This is a genomic window from Microbacterium shaanxiense (assembly GCF_054779995.1).
This window is the reverse complement of the sequence record NZ_BAAGXE010000001.1, coordinates 960,509-985,392: the sequence shown is the minus strand read 5'-3', so window position 1 is coordinate 985,392 and position 24,884 is coordinate 960,509. Positions and strand designations below refer to the sequence as shown.

Annotated in this window: 22 protein-coding genes; 20 read left to right on the top strand and 2 right to left on the bottom strand. The window is 68.5% G+C overall.

The features are described from left to right. The first annotated feature begins 42 nt into the window (after nt 1-42). Entirely contained in the window at nt 43-1,134 is a 1,092-nt protein-coding gene (locus tag ACYVG2_RS04655) for a uroporphyrinogen-III synthase (protein WP_460779936.1), read from the top strand. After that, nucleotides 1,131-1,811 carry a sirohydrochlorin chelatase gene (locus tag ACYVG2_RS04650; protein WP_460779888.1) on the top strand — a complete coding sequence of 227 codons (681 nt, stop codon included), beginning with the start codon at nt 1,131-1,133 and terminating at the stop codon, nt 1,809-1,811. Before ACYVG2_RS04655 ends, ACYVG2_RS04650 begins: the two co-directional genes overlap by 4 nt. 83 nt (nt 1,812-1,894) lie before the next feature. Here the strand turns inward: ACYVG2_RS04650 and ACYVG2_RS04645 are convergent, their stop codons facing one another. Together ACYVG2_RS04645 and ACYVG2_RS04640 are read right to left on the bottom strand one after the other, a co-directional pair. Further along, nucleotides 1,895-2,839, bottom strand: a complete 945-nt coding sequence (locus ACYVG2_RS04645) for a formate/nitrite transporter family protein (protein ID WP_460779887.1) — start codon at nt 2,837-2,839, stop codon at nt 1,895-1,897. Nucleotides 2,840-2,984: 145 nt separating this feature from the next. Continuing rightward, entirely contained in the window at nt 2,985-3,275 is a 291-nt protein-coding gene (locus ACYVG2_RS04640; RefSeq protein ID WP_460779886.1) for a hypothetical protein, read from the bottom strand. 85 nt (nt 3,276-3,360) lie between these two features. Here ACYVG2_RS04640 and ACYVG2_RS04635 point away from each other — a divergent pair, with 85 nt between their 5' ends. The 18 genes from ACYVG2_RS04635 (at nt 3,361) to ACYVG2_RS04550 (ending at nt 24,862) form a co-directional block, all read left to right on the top strand. Further along, entirely contained in the window at nt 3,361-4,695 is a 1,335-nt protein-coding gene (locus ACYVG2_RS04635) for a replication-associated recombination protein A (protein ID WP_448965581.1), read from the top strand. 192 nt (nt 4,696-4,887) lie between these two features. Then, nucleotides 4,888-5,517, top strand: coding sequence for a 30S ribosomal protein S4 (gene rpsD / locus ACYVG2_RS04630; protein ID WP_033107089.1), 630 nt, complete (start codon nt 4,888-4,890; stop codon nt 5,515-5,517). Nucleotides 5,518-5,625: 108 nt separating this feature from the next. Beyond that, on the top strand, nt 5,626-5,820 hold the full coding sequence (locus ACYVG2_RS04625; protein ID WP_460779885.1) for a hypothetical protein: 195 nt from the start codon (nt 5,626-5,628) through the stop codon (nt 5,818-5,820). A gap of 74 nt (nt 5,821-5,894) precedes the next feature. Then, nucleotides 5,895-8,555: an alanine--tRNA ligase gene (gene alaS / locus ACYVG2_RS04620; RefSeq protein WP_460779883.1), complete on the top strand. Its 2,661-nt coding sequence runs from the start codon at nt 5,895-5,897 to the stop codon at nt 8,553-8,555. Beyond that, the gene (ruvX, locus tag ACYVG2_RS04615) at nt 8,552-9,025 is read left to right on the top strand and encodes a Holliday junction resolvase RuvX (protein WP_448965578.1); all 474 of its coding nucleotides are present in this window, start codon (nt 8,552-8,554) and stop codon (nt 9,023-9,025) included. The genes alaS and ruvX overlap by 4 nt, the downstream gene beginning before the upstream one ends. A 2-nt stretch (nt 9,026-9,027) precedes the next feature. Further along, the gene (gene mltG / locus ACYVG2_RS04610; RefSeq protein WP_460779935.1) at nt 9,028-10,476 is read left to right on the top strand and encodes an endolytic transglycosylase MltG; all 1,449 of its coding nucleotides are present in this window, start codon (nt 9,028-9,030) and stop codon (nt 10,474-10,476) included. Between the two features lie 4 nt (nt 10,477-10,480). Further along, entirely contained in the window at nt 10,481-11,305 is an 825-nt protein-coding gene (locus ACYVG2_RS04605) for a shikimate dehydrogenase family protein (RefSeq protein WP_460779882.1), read from the top strand. A 57-nt stretch (nt 11,306-11,362) separates the two neighbouring features. After that, the gene (gene aroC, locus ACYVG2_RS04600; RefSeq protein ID WP_460779881.1) at nt 11,363-12,592 is read left to right on the top strand and encodes a chorismate synthase; all 1,230 of its coding nucleotides are present in this window, start codon (nt 11,363-11,365) and stop codon (nt 12,590-12,592) included. Further along, nucleotides 12,579-13,097, top strand: coding sequence for a shikimate kinase (locus ACYVG2_RS04595; protein ID WP_460779879.1), 519 nt, complete (start codon nt 12,579-12,581; stop codon nt 13,095-13,097). The genes aroC and ACYVG2_RS04595 overlap by 14 nt, the downstream gene beginning before the upstream one ends. Then, on the top strand, nt 13,094-14,182 hold the full coding sequence (gene aroB / locus ACYVG2_RS04590) for a 3-dehydroquinate synthase (RefSeq protein ID WP_460779878.1): 1,089 nt from the start codon (nt 13,094-13,096) through the stop codon (nt 14,180-14,182). Before ACYVG2_RS04595 ends, aroB begins: the two co-directional genes overlap by 4 nt. Then, complete coding sequence (locus ACYVG2_RS04585; protein ID WP_460779877.1) at nt 14,179-14,730, top strand: GNAT family N-acetyltransferase; 552 nt, start codon at nt 14,179-14,181, stop codon at nt 14,728-14,730. Before aroB ends, ACYVG2_RS04585 begins: the two co-directional genes overlap by 4 nt. After that, nucleotides 14,727-15,170, top strand: a complete 444-nt coding sequence (locus ACYVG2_RS04580; RefSeq protein ID WP_460779876.1) for a type II 3-dehydroquinate dehydratase — start codon at nt 14,727-14,729, stop codon at nt 15,168-15,170. Before ACYVG2_RS04585 ends, ACYVG2_RS04580 begins: the two co-directional genes overlap by 4 nt. A gap of 73 nt (nt 15,171-15,243) precedes the next feature. Next, nucleotides 15,244-15,804, top strand: a complete 561-nt coding sequence (efp, locus tag ACYVG2_RS04575) for an elongation factor P (RefSeq protein ID WP_259061871.1) — start codon at nt 15,244-15,246, stop codon at nt 15,802-15,804. Nucleotides 15,805-15,807: 3 nt separating this feature from the next. Then, entirely contained in the window at nt 15,808-16,218 is a 411-nt protein-coding gene (gene nusB / locus ACYVG2_RS04570; RefSeq protein ID WP_460779875.1) for a transcription antitermination factor NusB, read from the top strand. Nucleotides 16,219-16,285: 67 nt separating this feature from the next. Then, on the top strand, nt 16,286-19,540 hold the full coding sequence (locus ACYVG2_RS04565; protein ID WP_460779874.1) for a DEAD/DEAH box helicase: 3,255 nt from the start codon (nt 16,286-16,288) through the stop codon (nt 19,538-19,540). 207 nt (nt 19,541-19,747) lie between these two features. Further along, the gene (locus ACYVG2_RS04560) at nt 19,748-21,142 is read left to right on the top strand and encodes an MFS transporter (protein WP_460779873.1); all 1,395 of its coding nucleotides are present in this window, start codon (nt 19,748-19,750) and stop codon (nt 21,140-21,142) included. Continuing rightward, nucleotides 21,114-22,763 carry an FAD-dependent oxidoreductase gene (locus tag ACYVG2_RS04555; protein WP_460779872.1) on the top strand — a complete coding sequence of 550 codons (1,650 nt, stop codon included), beginning with the start codon at nt 21,114-21,116 and terminating at the stop codon, nt 22,761-22,763. Before ACYVG2_RS04560 ends, ACYVG2_RS04555 begins: the two co-directional genes overlap by 29 nt. Continuing rightward, nucleotides 22,760-24,862: a molybdopterin oxidoreductase family protein gene (locus ACYVG2_RS04550; RefSeq protein ID WP_460779871.1), complete on the top strand. Its 2,103-nt coding sequence runs from the start codon at nt 22,760-22,762 to the stop codon at nt 24,860-24,862. The genes ACYVG2_RS04555 and ACYVG2_RS04550 overlap by 4 nt, the downstream gene beginning before the upstream one ends. Nucleotides 24,863-24,884 lie beyond the last annotated feature (22 nt).

The window sequence follows — 24,884 nt, the reverse complement described above, 5'->3', positions numbered from 1 at the left end:
GTGGGTTCGCGGAGCATTCTGGATGCCGCACTCGCCGGCTGCATGATCGTCATCGCCGCCGATCGCCGGGCGGGTGATCTGGCGAGCGCTCTGGAACGCCGGGGCGCGCAGATCTGCCGCGCGCCGGCATTGAGCATCGTGCCCAACGCCGATGACGAGGAGCTCATCCGTCGCACGCGTGAACTGGTGAAGCGGCCGCCAGACATCGTGGTCGTCACGACCGGCGTGGGGCTGCGCGGCTGGATGGACGCCGCGCACGAGCACGACCTCGCGCAAGAGCTCGCCGACGCGTTGCGCACGGCGCAGTTCATCGCGAGAGGCCCCAAAGCGCACGGCGCGATCCAGCAGGCCGGGTTCGTCGCGGACTGGGTCGCCGAATCGGAGACGGCGCGCGAGGTGGGGGAGTATCTGCTCTCATCGTCACTCGCGGGCAAGCGCATCGCGGTGCAGCATCACGGTGCGGGCGCTGACGGGCTGGACGAACTGCTCACCGGGGCCGGCGCTGAGGTGGTGAGCCTCACGGTCTACCGCTGGGGGCCTCCCGCCGATCCGCAGCTCGTGGAGCGTTCGGTCGGGTACGCCGCCGCTGGTGAGGCGGACGCCGTGCTCTTCACCTCGGCGCCCGGCGCTGCCGAGTGGTTACGGGCGGCAGAGCGGCTGAATGCGCTGGACGGCATCCGCCGACGTGCGGCCACCGGAAGGCTTCTGCTCGCGACGGTCGGCCCGATCACCGCTGCACCCCTTCGCGAGCACGGACTCGCGCAGACGATCGCCGACCGCGGACGGCTCGGCTCTCTCGCGAGGTGCGTGATCGGCTATTACGGCAGTGGGGGAGCAGCGCCGGCGCTGACGACGTCGGCCGGGGTCATGTCGATGCGCAGCGGCGGCGTCGTGATCGACGGTGACTTCATCGCGCTCTCCCGCGCAGGGGCAGGCCTGCTCGGCGCGCTCTTCGACGCCGGCGGACGCGTGCTGTCAAGGGACGAGATCGCCACGGCGCTGCCGCGCACCGGACGCAACGCGCATGCCGTCGAGATGGCCGTCGCCCGCGTGCGGGAGGCTCTCGGAGGCGTGGACGTCATCAGAACCGTCGTGAAGAGGGGCTACCGCCTCGCTGTGGAGGATCCCGCGTGACAACGCTCATCGCCTGCTCGCACGGCACGAATGATCGTGCAGGCCAGGATGCCGTTCGCCGGCTGATCGACGATGTCAGGTCGTTGCTGCCGGCGGTGAGGGTCGTGGCGGCCGTGGTGGATGTGGAGCAGCCTCAGATCGATGAGGTCATCGCGCGGGAATCGCCGCGTGATGACGTGGTCGTCGTGCCGCTGCTGCTGTCGGTCGGCTACCACACCGCCGTCGACATCTCCCTGGCCGTGGCCGCGCACGACGGCGCTCGCCAATCGGCGCCGCTGGGCACGCATCCGCTCATCGCCGACGTCCTCTTCGACCGGGTCATCTCCGCGCTGCCCGGAGGATGGCTGCCGGGTGACCACGTCGTCCTCGCCGCTGCGGGATCGAGCGATCCGGCAGCGATGACGGATGTGGAGGCCGTGGCCGCCAGGCTGCGACCGATGCTTCCCGCGCCCGTCACCGTCGGATACGCCTCCGCGTCCGCTCCGCGCATCCCTGACGCCGTCGTGGATGCGCGTCGAGCGGGAGCCGCGCGCGTGATCGCGGCCAGCCACGTGCTGGCTCCCGGATTCTTCGCCGGGCTGGTCGCGGCGTCCGGTGCGGACGTCGTCAGCGTTCCGCTCGCGCCTGATCCGCGTATCGCGCAGGTCGTCGTCGACCGCTTCCACGCTGCCCGCTGACCGTCGCGGCGGTGCCGGGCGGCACGAGCACAGCAGAACGCCCCGATGAGCTTCGGTCTCATCGGGGCGTTCTGGGCCCGTCATCAGCCGATGCCGACGGGTTCGCGCTCTGTCGGGTCTCCGGCGGCGAACACCGGCTGGACGATCGGCCTGGACGCGGACTGTCCGGCGGCGGACGGCGCTACCGCCGGCGCGCTCTGCGTGGCGCGCGGCCGAACGCCACGGCTGCGGCGAGCGGATGTGCGACCGTACGTGATGAAGAGGGGGAGGCCGACGAAGAGCAGACCTCCGACGAGGTTCCCGATCACCGTCGGGATCTCGTTCCAGATCAGGTAGTCCATGATCGTGAAGTCCGCGCCCAGCAGCAGCCCGGAGGGGAACAGGAACATGTTCACGATCGAGTGCTCGAAGCCCATGTAGAAGAACAGCATGATCGGCAGCCACATCGCGAGGATCTTCGCGACGACGTTGTCGGACACCATCGAGAGCACGACGCCGGTGGAGACCATCCAGTTGCACAGCACGCCGCGGATGAACAGGGTCAGCATGCCGGCGGCTCCGTGGTCCGCGTATCCGACGGTGCGCCCGTGGCCGATCTCGCCGATCGCCTGTCCCACCGCGCTGGGCTCGGTGGAGAAGCCGTAGGTGAAGTAGATCGCCATCAGGATCGCGACCATGAACGCGCCACCGAAGTTGCCGAGGAACACCAGGCCCCAGTTGCGGAACATCGCACCCACTGTCGCCCCTGGTCGCTTGTCGAGCACGGCGAGCGGAGTCAGCGTGAACACGCCTGTGAGCAGATCGAAACCGAAGAGGTAGAGGATCACGAAACCCACCGGGAACAGCACGGCGCCGAGCAACGGCTGGCCCGTGTTGGTCGAGACCGTCACGGCGAACGCGGCAGCCATCGTGAGCAGCGCAGCGCCCATGAAGGCACGGATGAGCGTGTCGCGAGCGGACAGCTGCATCTTGTATGCGCCGGCATCGACCATTCTGGTCACGAGCTCGGCGGGTTTGACGTAGGACACTGGCAACCTCCACGGACGTATCGGATGAGCACAGATGCTGGGCTTGGACCCAGCGTGGCTCACCGTCGTTTCCGGGAGAGGCCGCGATCGTTACGACTCTGAAGCGAATCCCTCACATCGGGATCGCGGCCGCGTGAGGTGCCGTCTACTCGGCGGGCGCCTGGTCGGAGAACAGGTCGGCGAAAGGATTCTCGAGCGGCCCGGTGGGAGCCCCCGACTCGGTCGGCTCCGGCGCCGGCGCGGTGACGGCGGCGTGCACGGATTGACTGGCGATGGCGCCGACGACGAGAAGCCCGCCGACGATGCCGGCGATCAGGTTGTCACGCGTGCGCCGTCGGATCTGGCCGTCGTGCCACGCCGTACGCGCCGCGTACACACGTGCGCGCTCGACCTCGGCGCGTGAGCGCTGTGCGTTCTTCGGTCCGCGAGCGGCCATTGACTCCTCCTTCGACGCCTCGCCCGGCGCCGTCTGCGAGCTTATCGTGGCGGGCTTTGTCGGTGCGTCGCATTAGCCTGGACGGATGACCTCCGCACCTCTGCTCTCGGGACAGACGCCGCTCGCCGTGCGCATGCGTCCCGTGTCGCTGGATGAGGTCGCGGGACAACAGCATCTGCTCCGTGCAGGATCGCCGATCGTCGCACTGGCGGATCCGGCGGCGACGTCACCCGGTGCCGTGTCGATCATCCTCTGGGGCCCGCCCGGCACAGGGAAGACCACGCTCGCGCAGGCCATTGCGCGCTCATCCGGCCGTCGCTTCGTCGAGCTCTCGGCCATCACCGCCGGAGTGAAGGACGTGCGCGAGGTGATGCAGGAGGCGATAACCCAGCGCGACCTGTACGGGCAGACGACGATCCTCTTCCTGGACGAGATCCACCGCTTCACGAAGGCGCAGCAGGACGCACTGCTGCCCGGCGTCGAGAACGGATGGGTCATCCTGATCGCCGCGACGACGGAGAATCCGTCCTTCTCCGTGATCTCCCCGTTGCTGTCGCGGTCGCTCCTGCTCACTCTGCAACCGCTCACCGACGACGACATCGCGCTGCTGATCGATCGCGCTCTCACCGACGCCCGCGGGCTGAACGGCACCGTCGCGATCGACGAGGCTGCCCGGTCGGCGTTGGTGCGGCTGGCCTCGGGCGACGCACGCCGGGCGTTGACGGGTCTCGAAGCCGCGGCCGCGGTCGCGATGTCCGGTGCCTCGGACGAGGAGTCGGAGGTCGCATCGATCACGGCGGACGATGTGGCTCAGGCGGTCGACCGTGCCCTGCTGCGGTACGACCGCCAGGGCGACGAGCACTACGACGTGATCAGCGCGTTCATCAAGTCGATCCGCGGCTCCGACGTCGATGCGGCCCTGCACTATCTCGCCCGCATGATCGAGGCGGGGGAGGACCCGCGCTTCATCGCGCGTCGCCTCGTGATCTCGGCATCCGAGGACATCGGGTTGGCCGACCCGCAAGGACTGGTCATCGCCACGGCAGCCGCCGATGCGGTGGCGTTCATCGGTATGCCGGAGGGGCGCATCCCCCTTGCGGAGGCGACCGTCTACCTCGCCACCACCGCGAAGTCGAACGCATCGTACGATGCCATCAACGCGGCGATCGCCGACGTCCGTGCCGGCAACTTCGGACGCGTACCCGTGCACCTTCGCGACGCGCACTACGCGGGCGCCAAGCGGCTCGGCCACGGCAAGGGCTATGTCTTCCCGCACGACAACGAGTACGGCATCGTGCCGCAGCAGTATCTTCCCGATGAGCTCGTCGGCCGTCGCTATTACGCGCCCAAGCAGCTCGGAGCCGAGCGCGACGTCTCGGCCAGGCTCGAGCGGATCCGGCGCATCCTCGACGATCGCTGAACCCCGGTACCGGCTTCGCCGAGGGCGCGGATCGCGATCTGTTAGACTTGAGCGGCTCGAAACACAGTTTTCGGGCATCCCCTCGTTCACACCCCACCTTCACGGCGCCCCGGCGTGCGCCCGAAGGCAGAACAGCGGAGATACGTCCGTGAGGCGTGAAAGACACGTCCACGTCATCGGAAGGAAAACTTCGTGGTCACGAAGTCCCAGGACCGCCGCAAGGTCCGTCTGTCCCGCGCCCTCGGCGTGGCACTCACCCCGAAGGCCGCCCGCTACCTCGAGAAGCGTCCCTACGCTCCGGGCGAGCACGGCCGCACCAAGCGCAAGACCGACAGCGACTACGCCGTCCGTCTGCGTGAGAAGCAGCGTCTGCGCGAGCAGTACGGCATCCGCGAGAAGCAGATGCGCAACACGTTCAACGAGGCACGTCGTCACGACGGCCTGACCGGTGAGAACCTGGTCGAGCTGCTCGAGATGCGCCTCGACGCCCTCGTGCTGCGTGCCGGCTTCGCCCGCACCACCGCGCAGGCTCGTCAGCTCGTCGTGCACCGTCACATCCTCGTCGACGGCCAGCTCGTCGACCGCCCGTCGTTCCGCGTGAAGCCGGGTCAGCTCATCCACGTCAAGGCCAAGAGCGAGGGCACCGAGCCCTTCCAGGTGGCAGCAGCCGGCGGTCACGCCGAGGTGCTTCCCCCCGTTCCCGGCTACCTCGAGGTCGAGCTCGACAAGCTCCACGCGCGTCTGCTTCGTCGTCCGAAGCGCGCCGAGGTCCCCGTGACCTGTGAAGTGCAGCTCGTCGTCGAGTACTACGCGGCTCGCTGATCCAGCGAACCATTTCTGCAGAAGGCGTCGGGTTCATCCCGACGCCTTCTGTCGTTTCCGCATACGATGGAGAGACCGCGCCTCGCGGCCCAAGGCAAGGATGACGACATGAAGACGTTCCTGTGGTTCCTGATCGGTGTGATCGGTGGATTCGTCGCCGCCCACTTCATGAACAAGGATCCTCGCGGTCACGACATCCTCGCCGAGGTGGACGCCCGCATCAACGGGTTCACCACCGTTCTCAGCGACGCCTACCGGGCGCAGGAGGCTCGCCTCGTCGAGCCGTCTCCGGATGACCACTGACCGCTGATCACCCGCGTTCTGCGTCGCGGTCGTCGCGATGCTCCTCCTCCTCACTCAAGGACAGCCGTACCCCTATGAAAACTGCGGACATCGCGCAGCGCTACCTCAGCTACTTCGAGAAGAACGACCACACGATCGTGCCGTCGGCGTCGCTCGTGAGCGACGATCCGACCGTGATGTTCACGATCGCCGGAATGGTGCCGTTCATCCCGTATCTCACCGGGGTGGTTCCCGCGCCGTACTCCCGTGCGGCCGATGTGCAGAAGTGCATCCGCACCAACGACATCGAAGAGGTCGGCAAGACGGTCCGCCACGGAACGTTCTTCCAGATGCTCGGCAACTGGTCGTTCGGCGACTACTTCAAGGAGGGGGCGATCACCTACGCGTGGGAGCTCCTGACCACCAGCGAGGCGGACGGCGGACTCGGCTTCGCGGAGAAGGACTTCTGGGTCACGGTCTACGAGACCGACGACGAGGCCGCAGACATCTGGCGGCGTGTGATCGGGCTTCCGGAAGAGCGGATCCAGCGGCTGGGCCGTGCCGACAACTACTGGCACACCGGCCAGCCGGGCCCCGGCGGCCCCGACTCGGAGATCTTCTTCGACCGTGGTCCGCAGTTCGGCCGCGATGGCGGCCCTGCGGCGGATGACAACCGCTACATGGAGCTGTGGAACCTCGTCTTCATGCAGGAGCTGCTCAGCGACGTGCGGTCGCAGGAGGACTTCGACATCGCTGGGCCGCTGCCCAAGAAGAACATCGACACGGGCATGGGCCTGGAGCGGGTGGCCTTCCTCAAGCAGGGCGTGGCGAACATGTACGAGACCGATCAGGTCCGTCCGGTTCTCGACCGCGCTGTCGAACTGTCAGGCAAGCGCTATGGAGCCGTCCACGAGGACGACGTCCGCTTCCGCGTCATCGCGGATCACGTGCGCTCCTCGCTGATGCTGCTCTCGGACGGCGTGAAGCCGTCGAACGAGGGACGCGGGTACGTGCTTCGTCGGCTCATGCGCCGCACCGTGCGCGCGATGCGACTGCTGGGCGTGGACGCGCCGGTGTTCCCCGATCTGTTCGCCGCCTCCCGTGACGCCATGAAGACGGCGTACCCGGTGCTCGAGACCGAGTGGACCCGTCTTTCCGGTCTGGCCGTCGCCGAGGAGGAGACGTTCCTGCGCACGCTCGCGCAGGGCTCGACGATCCTCGACCTCGCACTCGCCGACACCAAGAAGTCCGGCAAGCAGACCCTCGCGGGTCCTGAGGCGTTCCTGCTGCACGACACCTACGGGTTCCCGATCGACCTCACCTTGGAGATCGCCGAGGAAGCCGGACTCGACGTCGATCGCAGCGCGTTCGACACCCTGATGCAGGAGCAGCGCGCACGCGCGAAGGCCGATGCGAAGAGTCGCAAACGACAGCTCGCCGACGTCTCGGTGTACCGCGACTTCCGAGCCCTCGGTGAGACCGGGTTCGCCGGATACACCGAACTCGACATCGAGTCCCGTGTTCTCGGCATCCTCGTCGACGGCCAGCCGGTCACATCCGCCGGGGAGGGTCAGGTCGCCGAGGTCATCCTCGCCGAGACGACCCTGTACGCCGAATCCGGCGGACAGGTCGCCGACAAGGGCACGATCGTGGGCGCCGGGTTCGAGCTGGACGTGCTCGACGTGCAGAAGCCGGTCGCCGGCCTCATCAGCCACACCGTGCAGGTCGTCAGCGGCAGCGTCGCGCTCGACGATCGCGCGACGACGGTCGTCGACGCGGCCAACCGTCGCGCGGCGCGTCAGGCGCACTCCGCCACGCACCTGGTGCATGCGGCATTGCGCGACACGCTCGGCCCGACCGCCACCCAGGCGGGATCGCTCAACCGCGCGGGCTACATGCGTTTCGACTTCTCGTGGTCGCAGGCGCTGTCCGCCGATGCGCGTACCGAGATCGAGGAGATCACGAACCGCGCCGTGCAGGACGCGCTCGAGGTGACGACGCGCATCGTGTCGCTCGACGAGGCGAAGGAAGCCGGCGCCATGGCGCTGTTCGGTGAGAAGTACGGCGATGTCGTGCGGATGGTCGACATCGGCGGCCCGTGGTCGCGTGAGCTGTGCGCGGGCACGCACGTCGGCACCAGTGCCGAGATCGGTCTCGTCAGCGTCGTGGGCGAGTCGTCCGTCGGCGCCTCCAACCGCCGTATCGAGGCGCTGGTCGGCCAGGATGCCTTCCGTGAGCTCGCCGCGGAGCGCGCGATCGTGTCGCAGCTCACGAGCGCGCTCAAGACACCGCGCGAGCAGCTTCCGGAGCGGATCGCCGAGATCGCCGCGAACCTCAAGACCGCCGAGAAGCGCATCGCGCAGTTCGAGGCCAAGCAGCGCGAGGGGCAGGTGCCCGCAATCGCAGAGGCGGCCGCACGTGTCGGCGCATACCGTGTCGCGTCGGTCTCTCTCGGAGATGTCGCCTCGGCGGATGACATCCGGACTCTGGCACTGAGCGTGCGTGAGCGGCTCGGCTCGGATGCCGCGGTCGTGGCACTCGGCGGCATCGCCGCCGGTCGTCCGATCGTCGTCGTGGCCACCAACGATGCCGCACGCTCGGCAGGCGCCAAGGCCGGTGCGCTCGCGAAGCGGGCCGCCGGCGTGCTCGGCGGTGGCGGCGGAGGACGTGATGACGTCGCACAGGGCGGCGGCACTGACGCCTCGGCGTTGGATGCGGCTCTCGAGGCCGTGACGCAGGAGCTGCGCGGCGCGTGAGCGGATTCCGCCGCGGAGTGCGGCTCGGCATCGATGTCGGCAAGGCGCGTGTGGGCGTATCCCGCTGCGACCCTGACGGCATGCTCGCCGTTCCCGTCGAGACCGTGCCGCGCTCGGAGCACTCTCTTGCGCGCATCGCCGAGATCGCCGCGGAGTACGAGCCGATGGAGTTCATCGTCGGTCTGCCGGTGAACATGCAGGGGGCCGACACGCCGTCCACCGCGGATGCGCGTGAGTTCGCGGCCGCTCTGCAGCGGCTCACGGCCGTACCCGTGCGCCTGATGGACGAGCGGCTCAGCACCGTCACGGCGCATGCCGCGCTGCGCTCATCTGGCAGAACTCAGCGAAACTCTCGTAGCATTGTCGATCAGGTCGCGGCTGTGGTGCTGCTGCAGCACGCGATCGACACGGAGAAGAGCACCGGCAACCCGGCCGGTTCCGTGGTGCCGACCGACGAGGAGCCCACTTGAGCATGCCCGAACGCGAGAGTCCCGAGCGCGGCTCGAACTCGCTCTCCGACGACCTGTTCTCGAAGCTGCCTGCTCCCGAGCACCAGGTTCCGACGGTCGATTCGACGCCGCCGGCACCGGGTTCACGCCGTGCCCTGCGCGAAGCCGCACGCTCCGAGACGACGCCGCCCGAGAATGCTCCGCCCGCGGCAGCCCGGCCGGAAGGCGTGGAGAAGGAGGATGCCGCTCGGCCAGAGTCAGAGCAGTCGCCTGCTGATGGAGCCTCGACTCCTGGGGAGGTCCCGGACTCCGCGACACGCCCTGTGCCCACGTCGTCGCCCGCGTCGCTCGACGACCTCTTCGCGACCGAGCACGACGACTCCGACGGCCACGCCCCGCGCAGGAAGAAGCGCCGCACGGGCTGTCTCGTCGCGCTCATCATCGTCCTCGCACTGATCGGCGGCATCGTCGCCGGCGGCTTCTGGGTCATGAACACCTATGGCGACAAGATCAACGAGGTCATGGGCTGGGGAGAACCCGACGACTACGAGCCCGGTATCGCCTCCGGCGAGGCGCTCGTCACCATCCGCGAGGGGGACACGGGTTCCCCGGTCTCCACGGCGCTGTACGAGGCGGGCGTCACGAAGACGGAAGACGTCTTCTACAACTACCTGGTCGATGAGAACATCGCCGTGACCTTCTATCCGGGTGTCTACAAGCTGCAGCAGAAGATGACCGCAGCTGACGCCCTCGCTGCTCTGCAGGATGATGCGAACAAGATGGAGAACTCCGTCGGCATCCCCGAGGGGGGCACCCTCGAATCGTCCTTGCCGCTCATCACGGAGAGCCTCGGCATTCCGCTGGAGGATCTTCAGGCGGCCGTCGCCGATCCCGCTGCCTACGGCGTCGCAGCTCAGAGCCTCGAGGGATGGCTGTTCCCCGCGGTGTACACGTTCGATCCCGAGGCGACAGCCACTCAGATCATCCAGCGCATGGTCGATCGCACCCGTGAATCCCTCGCGGCAGCCGGCGTGCCGGCCGGCGACGAGCAGCGAATCCTCACGACCGCGTCGATCATCCAGCGCGAGGGCCGCACCGACGATTTCGCCAAGGTCTCCCGCGTCATCCAGAACCGTCTCGACGACGGCATGATGCTGCAGATGGATTCCACGGCGCAGTACGGCTACGGCGAGCTCCACGCGGGCGTGGTGAGCACGTCGACAGAAGCGCAGAACGACGACAACCCGTGGAACACCTATGTTCACACCGGGCTGCCCGTCGGTCCGATCGCGAACCCGAACGATGCGGCGATCGAGGCGGCCATGCATCCGGCTGACGGGCCGTGGTTCTACTTCGTGACGATCAACCTGCAGACGGGTGAGACCGTGTTCTCGACGACGTACGAAGAGCATCAGGCCGCGATCGAGACGTGGCAGGAATGGTGCCGCGCGAACCCCGACCAGGGATGCTGACACCGTGACCACCCGTCGCCTGGCGGTGTGGGGCGATCCGATCTCTCACAGCAAGTCGCCTGCGCTGCACGGCGCCGCGATCGGCGTTCTCGGTCTGGACTGGGAGTACGGCCGCAGGCAGGTCGACGCCGATGGCTTCTCCGCTGCGCTTCGCGGACTGGATGATTCGTGGCGCGGGCTCTCCCTGACGATGCCGCTCAAGGAGCAGGCATTCCGCGCGGCCGAGACGCACGACCGTCACGCCGAGCTCACAGGGGCGGTGAACACGCTCCTGCTCGGCGCCGCGCCTGCGGGATTCAACACGGACGTCGGCGGCATCATCGACGCGTTCGCCGAGCATCAGGTCAGTGACGTGGCGCGTGCGCGCATACTCGGTGCAGGGGCGACGGCGGCGTCCGCCCTGGTCGCGGTCGCGGAGATGGGGGCGCAACGCGTCGACATCCGCGCGCGCCGCCCCGAGCGGGCGGCGATGTTGCGCGCGATGGGGGAGAGGCTCGGCGTGGAGGTCGAGGTGAACGCATTCGACGATCAGGTCGCCGCGGTGGACGTCACGGTCGCCACGCTTCCCGGTGGCGCGGTGCTCGTGGACGCGTCCGCGTTCGCCGCAGACGGAGGCACACTGCTCGATGTCGCATATTCCCCGTGGCCATCGGCCCTGGCCGGCGCATGGCCCGGTGAGCAGGTCATCTCCGGAGTCTCGATGCTGCTGCACCAGGCGCTGCGACAGGTGCGAGTGTTCGTCCACGGTCATCCGGTCGACACTCTCGACGATGAGGCGGCCGTTCTGGCCGCGATGCGCACGGCTCTGACGGATCCGACGCCCTCCTGACCCGACCTCCGTGACATGCGGGGAGAACAGGGTCCTCGCTCATGGGAGACTGGAGCAATGCTCCGCGTGCTCACGGCCGGCGAATCGCACGGCCCCGAACTCATTGCCGTCATGGAAGGGCTGCCGTCCGGCGTCCCGATCTCGTCCGAGGCGATCCAGCAGGATCTCGCCCGCCGCAAGCTCGGCTATGGACGCGGGTCCCGCATGAAGTTCGAGCAGGACGAACTCACCATCTCGGGCGGGGTCCGCCACGGCAAGTCCCTCGGCAGTCCGGTCGCACTCCGCATCGGCAACACCGAATGGCCCAAGTGGATCGAGGTCATGAACCCCGAGCCCGTCGAGATCACCGACAAGTCGCGCGGCCGTTCCGCGCCGCTGACCCGCCCCAGGCCGGGGCACGCCGACCTCGTCGGCATGCAGAAGTACGACTTCGACGAGGCGCGTCCGATCCTCGAACGGGCGAGCGCGCGTGAGACGGCGGCGCGTGTGGCGCTCGGCGCCGTCGCCCGATCCTTCCTCGGCGAGCTCGGCATCCGTCTCGTCAGCCACACGCTCTCGATCGGCCCGGTGCGCGTGCCGGACGGCAGTCCGCTGCCCGCACCCGACGACGTCGAGGCGCTCGACGCCGACCCGCTGCGGTGCTTCGACGCCGCCACCTCCGCCGCGATGGTCGCGGAGGTCGACGACGCGCGCAAGGACGGCGACACTCTCGGCGGCATCGTCGAGGTGCTCGCGTACGGCCTCCCGCCAGGACTCGGCTCGCACGTGCACTGGGATCGCCGTCTCGATGCGCGACTCGCTCAGGCGCTCATGAGCATCCAAGCCATCAAGGGCGTGGAGGTGGGCGACGGATTCGAGACGACGCGTCGTCGCGGTTCCGCCGCGCACGACGAGCTCTTCGCCGCCGAGGCCGGGATCACCCGCGGATCCGACCGCGCAGGCGGCACGGAGGGCGGGATGTCCACCGGCACGGTGCTGCGCGTGCGCGCCGGCATGAAGCCGATCGCGACCGTTCCGCACTCGCTGCGCACGATCGACGTCGCCACGGGCGACACGGCCACCGCCCACCACCAGCGCTCCGATGTGTGCGCCGTCCCGGCGGCGGGTGTGGTCGCCGAGGCGATGGTCGCCGTCGAGCTCGCGAACGCCGTGCTCGAGAAGTTCGGCGGGGACAGCATCCGCGAGACGGCGCGCAATCTCGCGAGCTACCTCGACGCGATCCCGGCCGAGCTGCGCACCGCGCCCGCCTCGGAGGCGGCGCTGATCGCCAACGATGAGCGCGCCTGAGCCGCTGACACTCGTGCTCGTCGGTCCGATGGGCGCGGGTAAGACCAGCGTCGGCCGGCAGGTCGCCAAGCGACTGGGTGTCGGATTCATCGACACCGACAAGCAGATCGCCGCCGAGCACGGCCCGATCCCCGAACTCTTCGAATCCCGAGGGGAAGCGCACTTCCGCGAACTCGAGAAGGAGGCCGTGGCGAAGGCGCTCGGCGACGGGGGCGTGATCTCCGTGGGCGGGGGTGCCGTGACCTCCGCGGCGACCCGTGAGCTTCTGCGGCGTCATCGCGTCGTCTTCCTCGCGGTGTCGTCGGATGCGGTGGCCGAGCGCATCCGCAGCGGCGGGCGCCCACTCCTTGCAGGCGACGACGACCCGCTGGAACGTTGGAATCAGATATACGCGCAGCGTCGAGGCTGGTACGAGGAGATCGCCGACGTGACGTTCGACACGTCGCGGCGGCCGATGCATCGCATCGCGGACGAGATCGCAGCATGGAGGAGAGAACAGGCATGAGCACCACCACGATCAGCGTGACAGGACAGGCGTCCTACGACATCACGGTGGGCAGGGGGATCCTCGATCGAGTCTCTGCGGCCCTCGATCCCGCTGTGCGGAAGGTCCTGGTGGTGCATCCGCCCACTCTCGCCGCGCGGGCAGCGGAGCTGCGCGACCGTCTCCTCGCCGACACTTCCGAGGGCCAGCGCGAAGTGCTGCTGGCCGAGGTGCCGGACGCCGAGCAGAGCAAGCGCATCGAGGTCGCCGCGTTCTGCTGGCAGATCATGGGACAGGCGGACTTCACCCGCACCGATGCCGTCATCGGCTACGGCGGCGGGTCGGTCACCGATCTCGCCGGCTTCGTCGCCGCCACCTGGCTGCGCGGCGTGCAGGTCGTGCAGGTACCGACCACCGTGCTCGGACTCGTCGATGCCTCGGTCGGAGGCAAGACCGGCGTCAACACTGCGGAGGGCAAGAACCTCGTCGGTGCGTTCTGGGCGCCGCGCGCCGTGATCGGCGACCTCGACGAACTGAGCAGCCTCACCGCGCATGAGGCCACGGCCGGGTTCGCGGAGGTCGTAAAGGCCGGATTCATCTGGTCACCGGAGATCCTCGACATCATCGAGGCGGACCCCGCCCGTGCCGTCGATGCGACGACCGAGGAGTTCCGGCGCGCCATCGAACTCTCGATCGACATGAAGGCGCGCATCGTGTCGGACGATTTCCGCGAGGCCGGTCAGCGCGAGATCCTCAACTACGGTCACACCCTCGGCCACGCGATCGAGCATGCCGAGCGCTACCGCTGGCGTCACGGCGCCGCGATCTCGGTCGGCATGCTGTTCGCCGCGGAGATCTCCCGGCTCGCAGGACGCCTCTCCGATGACGCCGCCGACCGGCACCGCACGATCCTCGAATCGCTCGGTCTGCCCACCAGCTACCGGGCCGGTGCCTGGAACACGTTGCTGGCGACGATGCAGCGCGACAAGAAGAGCCGCGGCGGGATGCTGCGCTTCATCGTGCTCGACGACATCGCCAAGCCCACCGTGCTGCAGGCACCGGACGAGTCCCTCCTGTTCGCCGCGTACCAGGAGGTGGGCGCATGAGCGTCGACGTCCGCCGCGTGCGGGCGGACGAATGGGAACGCGTGCGGGATCTGCGACTCGACGCCGTGCGCGACCCCGCAGCGGCGATCGCCTTCCTGCACTCCTTCGAGGAGGAATCGGCGCACGATGACGCCTTCTGGCAGGAACGAACGACGGGCGCGGCGTCGGGCGAGGCGGTCGCGCAGTTCGTGGCCGAGTCGGACGGAGAGTGGGTCGGCACCGCCACTGTGCTGCGGCGTCCTGCCGGATCGGTCGACCACCACGGCCGGCCCGTCACGGCCGCACGCGGAGATGTCGTGGGCGTCTTCATCCGGCAGGAGCACCGCGGCCGCAGGATCGTCGAGGCGCTCTTCGACGCCGCAGCGAGGTGGGCTGCCTCTTTGGGCGACTCCGCGCTGACCCTCGACGTCCACGTCGACAACGCACGCGCCCAGGCTGCGTATCGTCGCGCCGGATTCGCCGACACGGGCGTGCAGTTCACCGCATCCATCGGCGATGAGATCGAGATGGCGCGTGAGATCACCGACGGCGATAGGGTGCAGTCGTGACCGAGAAGCGCCGCATCCTGCTCGTCAACGGGCCGAACCTCAATCTGCTCGGCACCCGGGAACCCAGCGTCTACGGCACTGCCACGCTGGCGGATGCCGTGCGGATCACCGAGGACGCCGCGACAGCGGCAGGCTTCGAGGTGCGCAGCCTCCAGAGCAACCACGAGGGCGTGCTCATCGACGCGATCCATGCCGCCCGTGAGGACTGCGCTGGCATCGTGATCAACCCGGGCGGGCTCACGCACACGTCCATCGCGCTGAGAGACGCCCTCACCGGTGTGTCACTGCCGTTCGCCGAAGTGCATGTCTCCGACGTGCACGCCAGAGAGCAGTTCCGCCACTTCTCCTACCTCGAGGACGTGGCTGCGGTGCGGGTCATCGGTGAGGGCGTGGACGGCTACGCGAACGCCGTTCGTCAGCTCACGGCGCTCATCCCGTAGAATCGACTGTCGGCCGACACTTCGACACGCTCAGTGATCGGTCATTCATCAACGGAAACGGAACTTTCAGCGCATGGCATCCACCGCAGACATCAAGAACGGCGTCGTCCTCAGCATCGACGGACAGCTCTGGAACGTCATCGAGTTCCAGCACGTCAAGCCCGGCAAGGGCGGCGCGTTCGTGCGCACCAAGCTGAAGAACGTCGTCTCGGGCAAGACCGTGGACCGCACGTACAACGCCGGCGCCAAGATCGAGATCGAGAACGTCGATCGCCGTGACTTCACCTACCTGTACGCAGACGGCGACGGATTCGTGTTCATGGACACGACCGACTACGACCAGATCACCGTCGGAGCCGCGACGGTCGGCGACGCGAAGAACTTCCTCCTGGAGAACCAGCAGGTCACGATCGCCCTCAACAACGGCAACCCGCTCTACATCGATCTCCCCGCGTCCGTCACCCTCGAGGTGACCTACACCGAACCGGGTCTGCAGGGGGATCGCTCCTCGGCAGGAACCAAGCCCGCGACGGTCGAGACCGGTTACGAGATGCAGGTGCCGCTGTTCATCGAGGCCGGAACGAAGATCAAGGTCGACACCCGCACGGGTGACTACCTCGGTCGCGAGAAGTAAGGCGTGGGCGCTCGTACGAAGGCGCGCAAGCGCGCACTCGACATCCTCTTCTCCGCCGACGTCCGCGGTGACGACCTCCCGGTCGCTCTCGCCGCAGAGGCCACGCGAGCCGCGAGCGAGCCCGCTCGCGAGGCGTCCTGGCTCTACGCACGCGAGATCGTCGACGGCATCGTCGATCACCGCGACGAGATCGACGAGCACATCGTGACGCACAGTCGCGATTGGAAGATCGAGCGGATGCCCGCCGTCGATCGTGCGCTGCTGCGCATCGGCGTGTGGGAGATCCTGCACAACGACGAGGTCCCGACCGCTGTCGCGATCGACGAGGCCGTCGAACTGGCCAAGGAGTTCTCGACGGACGACTCCGGCGCGTTCGTCCACGGCGTGCTCGCCAGGGTGGCGCGCGCCAGCTGAACAGCCGATGGGCGCACGGGGCGTGCGCCACATCGGCCATGTCGGTGCTCGCTGAGAGGATACCGATATGCCAGCGCCGTACCTCGATCCCGCTGTCATCCGTCGGCTGACCGACGAGGGCGGCTATCAGCGGGGCGTGTCGTACCAGCGCTCCGGCATGGTCAGCCGGACGTCCTGGGACGACGCGGAACGAGTGCTGACGTCGGTCGTCAGCGGCTCCGGCGAGCACAGTTATCGCTGCGCCATACGGTTCGCCACGACAGGTATCTCCGCCGACGTCGCGTCCACGTCGTGCAGCTGTCCTGTACCGCAGGCGTGCAAGCACGTCATCGCCACGCTCCTGGTCAGCAACGACGATGCCGTGCTGTCGGAATCGGACACGCCTGAGCGACACGCGCCGGCGGCGTGGCGGACGCTGGTCCCCTCTGCGGCGGCCGATGCCGTCACCCCGATAGCGCTCGGTGTCGAACTGCGTCAGCGCGCGCACAGCGACGGGCGGCACTGGGCACCGCGCCCGGTGCGCGCCGTGACCCCGCGCGATCTGGCCAAGGCAACGGGCGAACTGCTGCTCGGCATCCGTCCGCTCATGCGCAGCGCTGCGACCGGTGCGTGGATCCAGGGCGACGTGTCGTGGGACTCCGTGCGCCGGTCGGCCGGCGTGTTCGGACGTGAGCGCGTGCGGTGGTTCGCCGACCTGCTCAGCCTCTCGCGCGACTCGCTGCTCTCGGGCACGGCGGGTGACTGGCTCGCCATGGATCTGATCGAGTCGTCACTGCTGTGGGGCCATCTCCGTCAGGGGCGCGATCTCGGCATCGCGCTGATCCCGACCCAGAAGAGCACCACGGTCGCTCTCGGAGAATCGGCCGTGGTGTCGGCGCAGCTCCGCAGAGCGGATGACGGTTCGCTGCGCATCGGCGCCGAGGTCATCGTCGACGACCGGCACGTCCCGACGGCATCCGTTCGCACGATCGGGCACTCCGGTGTGTACACGGCAGAATCCATCGGCAGTCGCATCGCCCTCACACTGGCCGAGGTCGAACTCGGCGAGCCTGTGCACGCGCTGCTGAAGACGCCGGGGGAGATCACCGTCTCGCAGGCCGACGAAGCGGCGTTCCTCCGTGAGGCGTATCCGGCGCTGGCGCGTCGCGCACCTATCCGCACCGTCGGCACCGTGAAACTGCCGACCGTTCCGCTGCCGCAGCCGACCCTCGTTGTCGCATTCCGCCCGTCGGACACGGTCGATTACGCGTTCGAATGGACCTACAAGGGGTTCGGGCGCTTCCCTTTCTCCTCGACCGCAGATGCCGTACGCGACGACGATGCGGAGCAGGAGCGTCAGCGGGAGTTGGAGCAGCTATGGGGAATGCTCTCCGACGCGGTGTTCGCGGCCACCGGCACCCTGCACGACGTCGACGCCGCGGAGTTCGTCGCGCACGTCATGCCCGTGTTCCAGGAGCACGGCGTCAGCGTCGTGGAGCGGGGCACGCGCAAGCAGTATCACGAGCTCACCGGCATCCCGGAGATCACGGTGACGACGGTCGAGAGCGCGGACGCGGACTGGTTCGATCTCGGCGTCCTCGTGAAGATCGACGGGAGGACGATCCCGTTCACGCCGCTGTTCACCGCGATGACGAAAGGACGACGCAAGCTGCTTTTGGTCGACGGAAGCTATCTGTCTCTGAACCATCCGGCGCTCGACCGGCTGCGCGAGCTCATCGACGAGGCGTCCGAGTTGCAGGAATGGGAGACCGCACCGCGCATCAGTCGTTACCAGACGGATCTGTGGGAGGAGTTCGAAGACCTCGCCGATGAGGCGGTTCCCGCGGTGAGCTGGCGCGCGACGGCCGAGGGGCTTCGGCAGGCGACCGAGGTGCCGCAGACTCCGGTGCCGGAGGGGCTCCGTGCCGAACTGCGGCCGTACCAGAAGGCCGGGTTCGACTGGCTGGCGTTCCTGTGGGCGCATCGGCTGGGCGGCATCCTCGCCGATGACATGGGCCTCGGCAAGACGATCCAGCTGCTCTCGCTCGTCCTGCACGCCAAGCAGGCGGGGGAGGAGCGCCCGTTCCTGGTCGTCGCGCCGACCTCCGTGCTCGGGTCGTGGCGCAGCGAGGCGGAGCGCTTCGCCCCCGGCCTGCGCGTGCGAGTGGTGGACAGCAGCAGCGTCAAGCGGGACGCGATGGCGGATGCCGCCAGCGACGCCGACCTCGTCATCACCTCGTACACGCTGGTGCGTCTCGATGAGAAGGAGTTCGCCGAGGCGGCGTGGGCCGGTGTCATCCTCGATGAGGCGCAGTTCGTCAAGAATCCCCGGACGAAGCAGCACAGAGCGGTCGCGGCGCTGAACGCCGACGTCGTCTACGCCGTCAGCGGCACGCCGATGGAGAACAGCCTCACAGACCTCTGGGCGCTGCTGAAGCTCGCGGCCCCGGGGCTGTTCCCGTCCGCGAGGAAGTTCGGCGAGGAGTACGTGCAGCCGATCGAGAAGGGCAAGGTCCCCGAGAACGAGGAGGGCGGCGCATACCGTCAGAGACGTCTCGAGCGGCTGCGCCGGCGCATCCGTCCGCTCATGCTCCGCCGCACCAAGCAGCTGGTCGCCGCCGATCTGCCGGAGAAGCAGGAGCAGCATCTGCACGTCGAGCTCAGCCCCGCGCACCGAGTGCTGTACGACACGGTGCTCCAGCGCGAGCGGCAGAAGGTGCTCGGGCTGCTGCAGGACCTCGACCGCAACCGCTTCATCGTGTTCCGCTCCCTCACGATGCTGCGCCTGCTGAGCCTGTCGCCGGGTCTCGTCGATCCCGCCGACGCGAAGATCGGATCGCGCAAACTTGATGCGCTGCTCGAGCACGTGCAGGAGCTGCAGGCCGAGGGGCACCGCGCTCTCGTCTTCAGTCAGTTCACCTCCTACCTGCAGGAGGCGGCAGCGCGGCTCGACCAGGCCGGGATCGCCTACGCATATCTGGACGGGTCCACGACGAAGCGCTCTCAGGTCATCGACGGCTTCCGCGCCGGCGAGCAGCCGGTCTTCCTGATCAGTCTCAAAGCCGGCGGATTCGGCCTCACGCTCACGGAAGCGGACTACGTGTTCCTGCTGGATCCGTGGTGGAATCCGGCCGCGGAGGCGCAGGCCGTCGATCGCACGCACCGCATCGGACAGCAGAATCCGGTGATGGTGTACCGGATGATCTCCTCCGGCACCATCGAGGAGAAGGTGCTCGCCCTTCAGGAGCGCAAGGCGCGCCTGTTCACGGCGGTCATGGACGATGAGGAGATGTTCGCCCAGTCGCTCACCGCCGACGACATCCGCGGACTTTTCGAGAGCTGAGCGTACGCAGGGCCCGCATCACAGCGCAGGTGTCACGGGGTCAGGTGTTACGGCCGTGTGACGCGCCCCTCACCCTGCCCGATCACGCCGGTGACGCAGAAGTGACTCGACGGAAACGTATCCAACGAACGTCCGAAACAGCGCGCTCCTATCGTCGACGACGTACCGTCCGGAAGTCTCGGACCCGCGTGTCTCAGGGAGTCAGCCATGGTCATCTCGCCGGTCGCCGCATCACAGGAACAGCACACCCGCCCCGTCGCGCTCACACGCCGACCCGGTCGATGGGTGGATGGGTTCGATCCCGAGAACGCGGAGTTCTGGCGCACCACCGGCCGTACGATCGCTCGGCGCAATCTCGGCTGGTCGATCTATGCGGAATTCCTCGGCTTCATCGTCTGGCAACTGTGGAGCGTCGTGGTCGTGCTGCTGCCGGCCGCCGGCTTCACGTTCTCGAGCGCGGAGACCTTCTGGCTGCTGTCCGTGCCGAGCCTGGTCGGTGCGACCCTGCGGTTCCCGTACACGTTCATGGTGCCCCGCTTCGGCGGTCGCAACTGGACCATCGTCTCGGCGCTGCTGCTGCTGATCCCCGCCTCCCTGCTCGCTGTCGCCGTCGGCGATCCTGACACGCCGTTCTGGCTCATGCTGGTGATCGCCGGTCTCGCGGGGTTCGGTGGCGGGAACTTCGCCAGCTCCATGGCGAACATCACCTACTTCTTCCCCCAGCGTGAGAAGGGCTGGGCGCTCGGCCTCAACGCCGCCGGAGGCAACCTCGGCACGTCGGTGGCGCAGTTCTTCGTGCCGATCGTGGTGTCGGTCACCGCCGTCGTCGGCTTCGGCTTACCGGTGGCCGGCTGGATGTGGGTGCCATTCATCCTCATCGCGGCATGGGGCGCGTGGCGGTACATGGACAATCTCTCGTCGGCGAGGGCCGACCTCGCAGGCTCGGCCTCCGCGCTTCGAGAGCCGCACCTGTGGCTGCTCGCGCTGCTGTACGTCGGCACCTTCGGCTCGTTCATCGGGTTCTCCAGCGTGTTCCCGAAACTCATCGTGGACGTGTTCCCCGAGTTCGCCGGACTGAACATCGGCACCGCAGTGGTCTCCCTCGCGTTCCTCGGCGCTCTGGTGGGATCGTTGTTCCGGCCGCTGGGAGGCCGACTGGCAGACCGTTTCGGCGGCGCACGCGTGACGATCGTGGCTTTCGCGGTCATGGCTCTCGGCGCGTTCGGGATTCTCGGCGTGCTCGCGCTCGGGGAGTTCTGGCTGTTCCTCGTGTGCTTCCTGGTTCTCTTCGCCGCCACCGGAGTCGGCAACGGCTCGACGTACCGGATGATCCCGATCGTCTTCTCCGCCAGGGCGGTCGCGCGACGGGACGGCGACGGCGCGATGGTGGCGCGTCGGGCTGCGGCGGCACTCGGCCTCATCTCCGGGCTCGGAGCGTACGGCGGATTCCTCGTGCCGCAGGTGCTGAACGCATCGCAGCTCGCATCGGGCGGCTACGACGCCGCCTTCGTCGGATTCGGTGTCGTGTACCTCGTGCTCCTCGTCATCACGGTCGTCGTCTACGCCGTGCCCCGTGCCGCACTCGACGGACGGCGGATCTGAGGTGCCGCACGGCGCACCGCTTCGGGTGGTGGTCGTCGGATTCGGCCCGGTCGGTGCGCGGCTGTGCGAGGAGCTGCTGCCGGTGGTCAAGGCGGGCTCGATCGCCCTCACTGTCATCGGCGCCGAGCCGGATGCGCCGTACAACCGTGTTCTCGTGGCCGAAATGGCGGTCGGCAGAGCGGATGCCGCCGGCATCACCCTGCACGATCCGCAGGAGAGCGTGCGAGCGGGAGTGGATGTGCGTCTCGGGACCAGGGTCGTCAGCGTCGACAGGGCGACCAAGCGGGTAGAGCTCGCGACAGGTGAGCAACTGGCCTACGACCGCTTGGTGCTCGCGACCGGCGCACGCGCCAACGTACCCACGCTGACCGGTATCGACCGACCCGCCTTCGACATGGCGTCGCTGGCCAGATCGGGCGCCGCCGTCATCGGCGCGGACCCTGAGCTGCCGAACGGGGTGACGGTGCTGCGCGACCTCGTCGACGCCGAGCGCATTCGCGCGGTGATGAGTGAACGCGCGAGAGTGGTCGTGCTGGGTGCCGGCGTGCTCGGTCTGGAGTTCGCTCTGCTGGCAGCCGGCGCCGGCGCCGAGGTCGCTGTGGTGCACCACGGAGCGACGCCCATGCCCCGCAGCCTTGACCGGGGCGCGGGCATCGTGCTCTCCCGCGCGCTGCGGGCGGGCGGCGTCGAGGTATACGCGCACAGCCGCGCCGAATCCGTCGGCTTCCGCACAGGCGCCGACGGTGCGCCGGCGTTCGACGCGCTGATCACTGCAGACGGCAACTACGTTCGCGGCGACCTGTTGGTGCTCTCGTGCGGAGTCGGCGCGCGAGCTGAGCTCGCGACCACGTCGGGCATGCGCACGGCGGCCGGGATCGTGGTCGACGAACGGCTGCGTTCCTGGAGCGATGACGATGTCTTCGCGATCGGCGACTGCGCGCACATCGTGGAGCGCACGGTCGAGACGGAGGCGCTGACGCGCCTGCCGGGGGCGCCCGCAGGACTGATCGGTCCTGGATGGAGACAGGCGGCCTGGCTCGCCCGCCGGCTCACGGCGGAAGCCGCCGGCGCCGCCCTTCCTGACCCACCACCGGCGGAGAGGGGCTCCGTCGTCATGCTGAAGGCGGACGGGGTCGATGTCGCGGCGGCGGGTGACGTCGACGTCGACATCTGGGATGCATCGCCGACGGACGACTCCGCGCCGCTGCGTCACGTCGCCCAGTGGGCCGATCCTCAGCACGGCCGCTACCTCAAACTGGTCAGCAGGGGCGGCGTTCTCGAGGCGTTCGCCAGCGTCGGGATGCCGCGCACGGCGGCCGAGCTGACGCTCCTGTACGACCGACGAGGCGAACTGCCGGCAGATCGTTCACTGCTGCTGCGCATGGACGGCGCGGACGACAGCGAGCTGGCGCGTTCGGACGCTTTCGCCCCGGGCACCACCGTGTGCGTGTGCAACGGCGTGGATGTGCAGGCGATCGCGGATTCGGTGGTCAGGGGCAATGACACGGTCGCCTGCCTGGGGCGGGACACCAGAGCAGGCACCGGTTGCGGCGGATGCAAGCCGCGTCTCGCCGAGCTCATCGAACGGTACGCGTCATCCGCACAGGCCGCACCGGCATGAACGTCGACACGCACACGCATTGCCCGTACTGCGCGCTGCAGTGCGCGATGACGCTCACGCCCAGAGCGCTGGACGCCGCGATCGACGAACCGGCCCTGACGGTCAGCGGGCGATCCTTCCCGACCAATCGCGGCGGTCTGTGCAGGAAGGGTTGGACCTCCTCGACCCTGCTCGACTCGGTCGAGCGCATCCGCACCCCTCTCATCCGTGACGAGAACGGCGACCTCGTACCGGTGGGGTGGACCACCGCGCTCGACATCCTCGCTCAGCGCATCCGCGCGCTGCAGGTCGAACGCGGACGGGACAGCATCGGCGTGTTCGGCGGTGGCGGCCTCACCAACGAGAAGGCCTATCAACTGGGCAAGTTCGCGCGAGTCGCGCTCGGCACATCCCGCATCGACTACAACGGACGCTTCTGCATGTCGTCCGCAGCAGCGGCGGCGAACCGCGCGTTCGGGATCGACCGGGGGCTGCCCTTCCCGGTCGCCGATCTCGATGCCGCGAAGACCGTACTCCTGCTGGGCTCGAATGTCGCTGCGACCATGCCGCCGTTCCTGTCGCACCTCGCCGGAGCGCGCGGTGCAGGTGGCCTCATCGTGGTCGATCCTCGTCGCAGTGCGACCGCGCGGCTGACCGAAGAGGGGCAGGGGATTCACGTGGCACCCGCCCCCGGTACAGATCTCGAGCTGCTGCTGGGTCTCACGCACATCGTGATCGCGGAGCACCTGTACGACGCCGACGGCGTCGAGCAGCGCACCAGGGGATTCGACGATCTGCGCCGCAGCGTGGCGGCGTGGTGGCCGGCCCGAGTGCAGCAGGTGACGGGGGTGCCGGTCGCCGTGCTGCGAGATGTGGCGCGGCGCCTCTCATCCGAGTCGGAGACCTTCATCCTCACCGGGCGCGGAGTCGAGCAGCACGCGAACGGCACCGACACGGCGACCGCCGCGATCAACCTCGCGCTGATCCTCGGATTGCCGACGCGAGCCGGCAGCGGCTACGGCACGCTCACCGGGCAGGGCAACGGTCAAGGAGGACGGGAGCACGGTCAGAAATGCGATCAACTGCCCGGGTACCGCAAGATCACGGATCCGGTCGCACGAGCCCATGTCGCCGCAGTGTGGGGCGTGCCGGCGGAGGACCTGCCGGGACCCGGTCTGCCTGCCGTGCAGATGCTGGCCTCCATCGACGAGGCGGACGGCATCCGTGCGCTGCTGGTGCACGGGTCCAACCCCGTCATCTCCGCACCCGATGCGGGAGCGGTACGTCGGCGACTCGGGAGACTCGACCTTCTCGTGGTCTGCGACTTCTTCCTCTCGGAGACCGCCGCGATGGCCGACATCGTCCTGCCGGTCACGCAGTGGGCCGAGGAGGAGGGCACGATGACGAATCTCGAAGGCAGGGTGATCCGACGCAGGCGTGCGGTCGAACCGCCTGCCGGTGTGCGCAGCGAGCTGTGGATCTTCTCCGAGCTCGCACGTCGACTGGGTGCCCCAGGGCGCTTCGACCTCGATCCGGCTCTGGTGTTCGACGAATTGGCGCGCGCGTCGGCGGGTGGCGTCGCCGACTACTCCGGACTCAGCCATGAGCTGCTCGATGACGGTCGTGAGGCGTACTGGCCGTATCCGAGCGGCAGCGACGGCACGCCGCGGCCCCTCGCCGACGGATACCGGCATCCGGACGGGCGCGCACGCATCGTTCCGGTCTCCGTCGCCGCACGCCCGGAGAACGCGCCGGCCGGTGACCAGCTCACTCTCATCACCGGCCGTCTGCTGGAGCACTACCAGTCCGGTGCGCAGACGCGAAGGGTGCCGGAGCTGATGGCCGCGCGCAGCGTCCTCGAGGTGACGATGCATCCGTCGACCGCCGCCGACCGCGGCCTCAGGGACGGCGACGACGCAGTTCTCGAGAACAGCCGCGGCACGGTGACGGCGAAGGTCTCGACGACGGTGGCCATCCGTCCTGACACCGTGTTCCTGCCGTTCCATTTCGCCGACGCGCACAGCGCGAATCTGCTGACGATCGATGCCACCGATCCGGTCTCCGGCATGCCGGAGTTCAAATCGGCCGTCGTGCGCGTGAGCGCAGTGCCGACCCTCTGACGCGTCGATCGCAGTGCCGCCG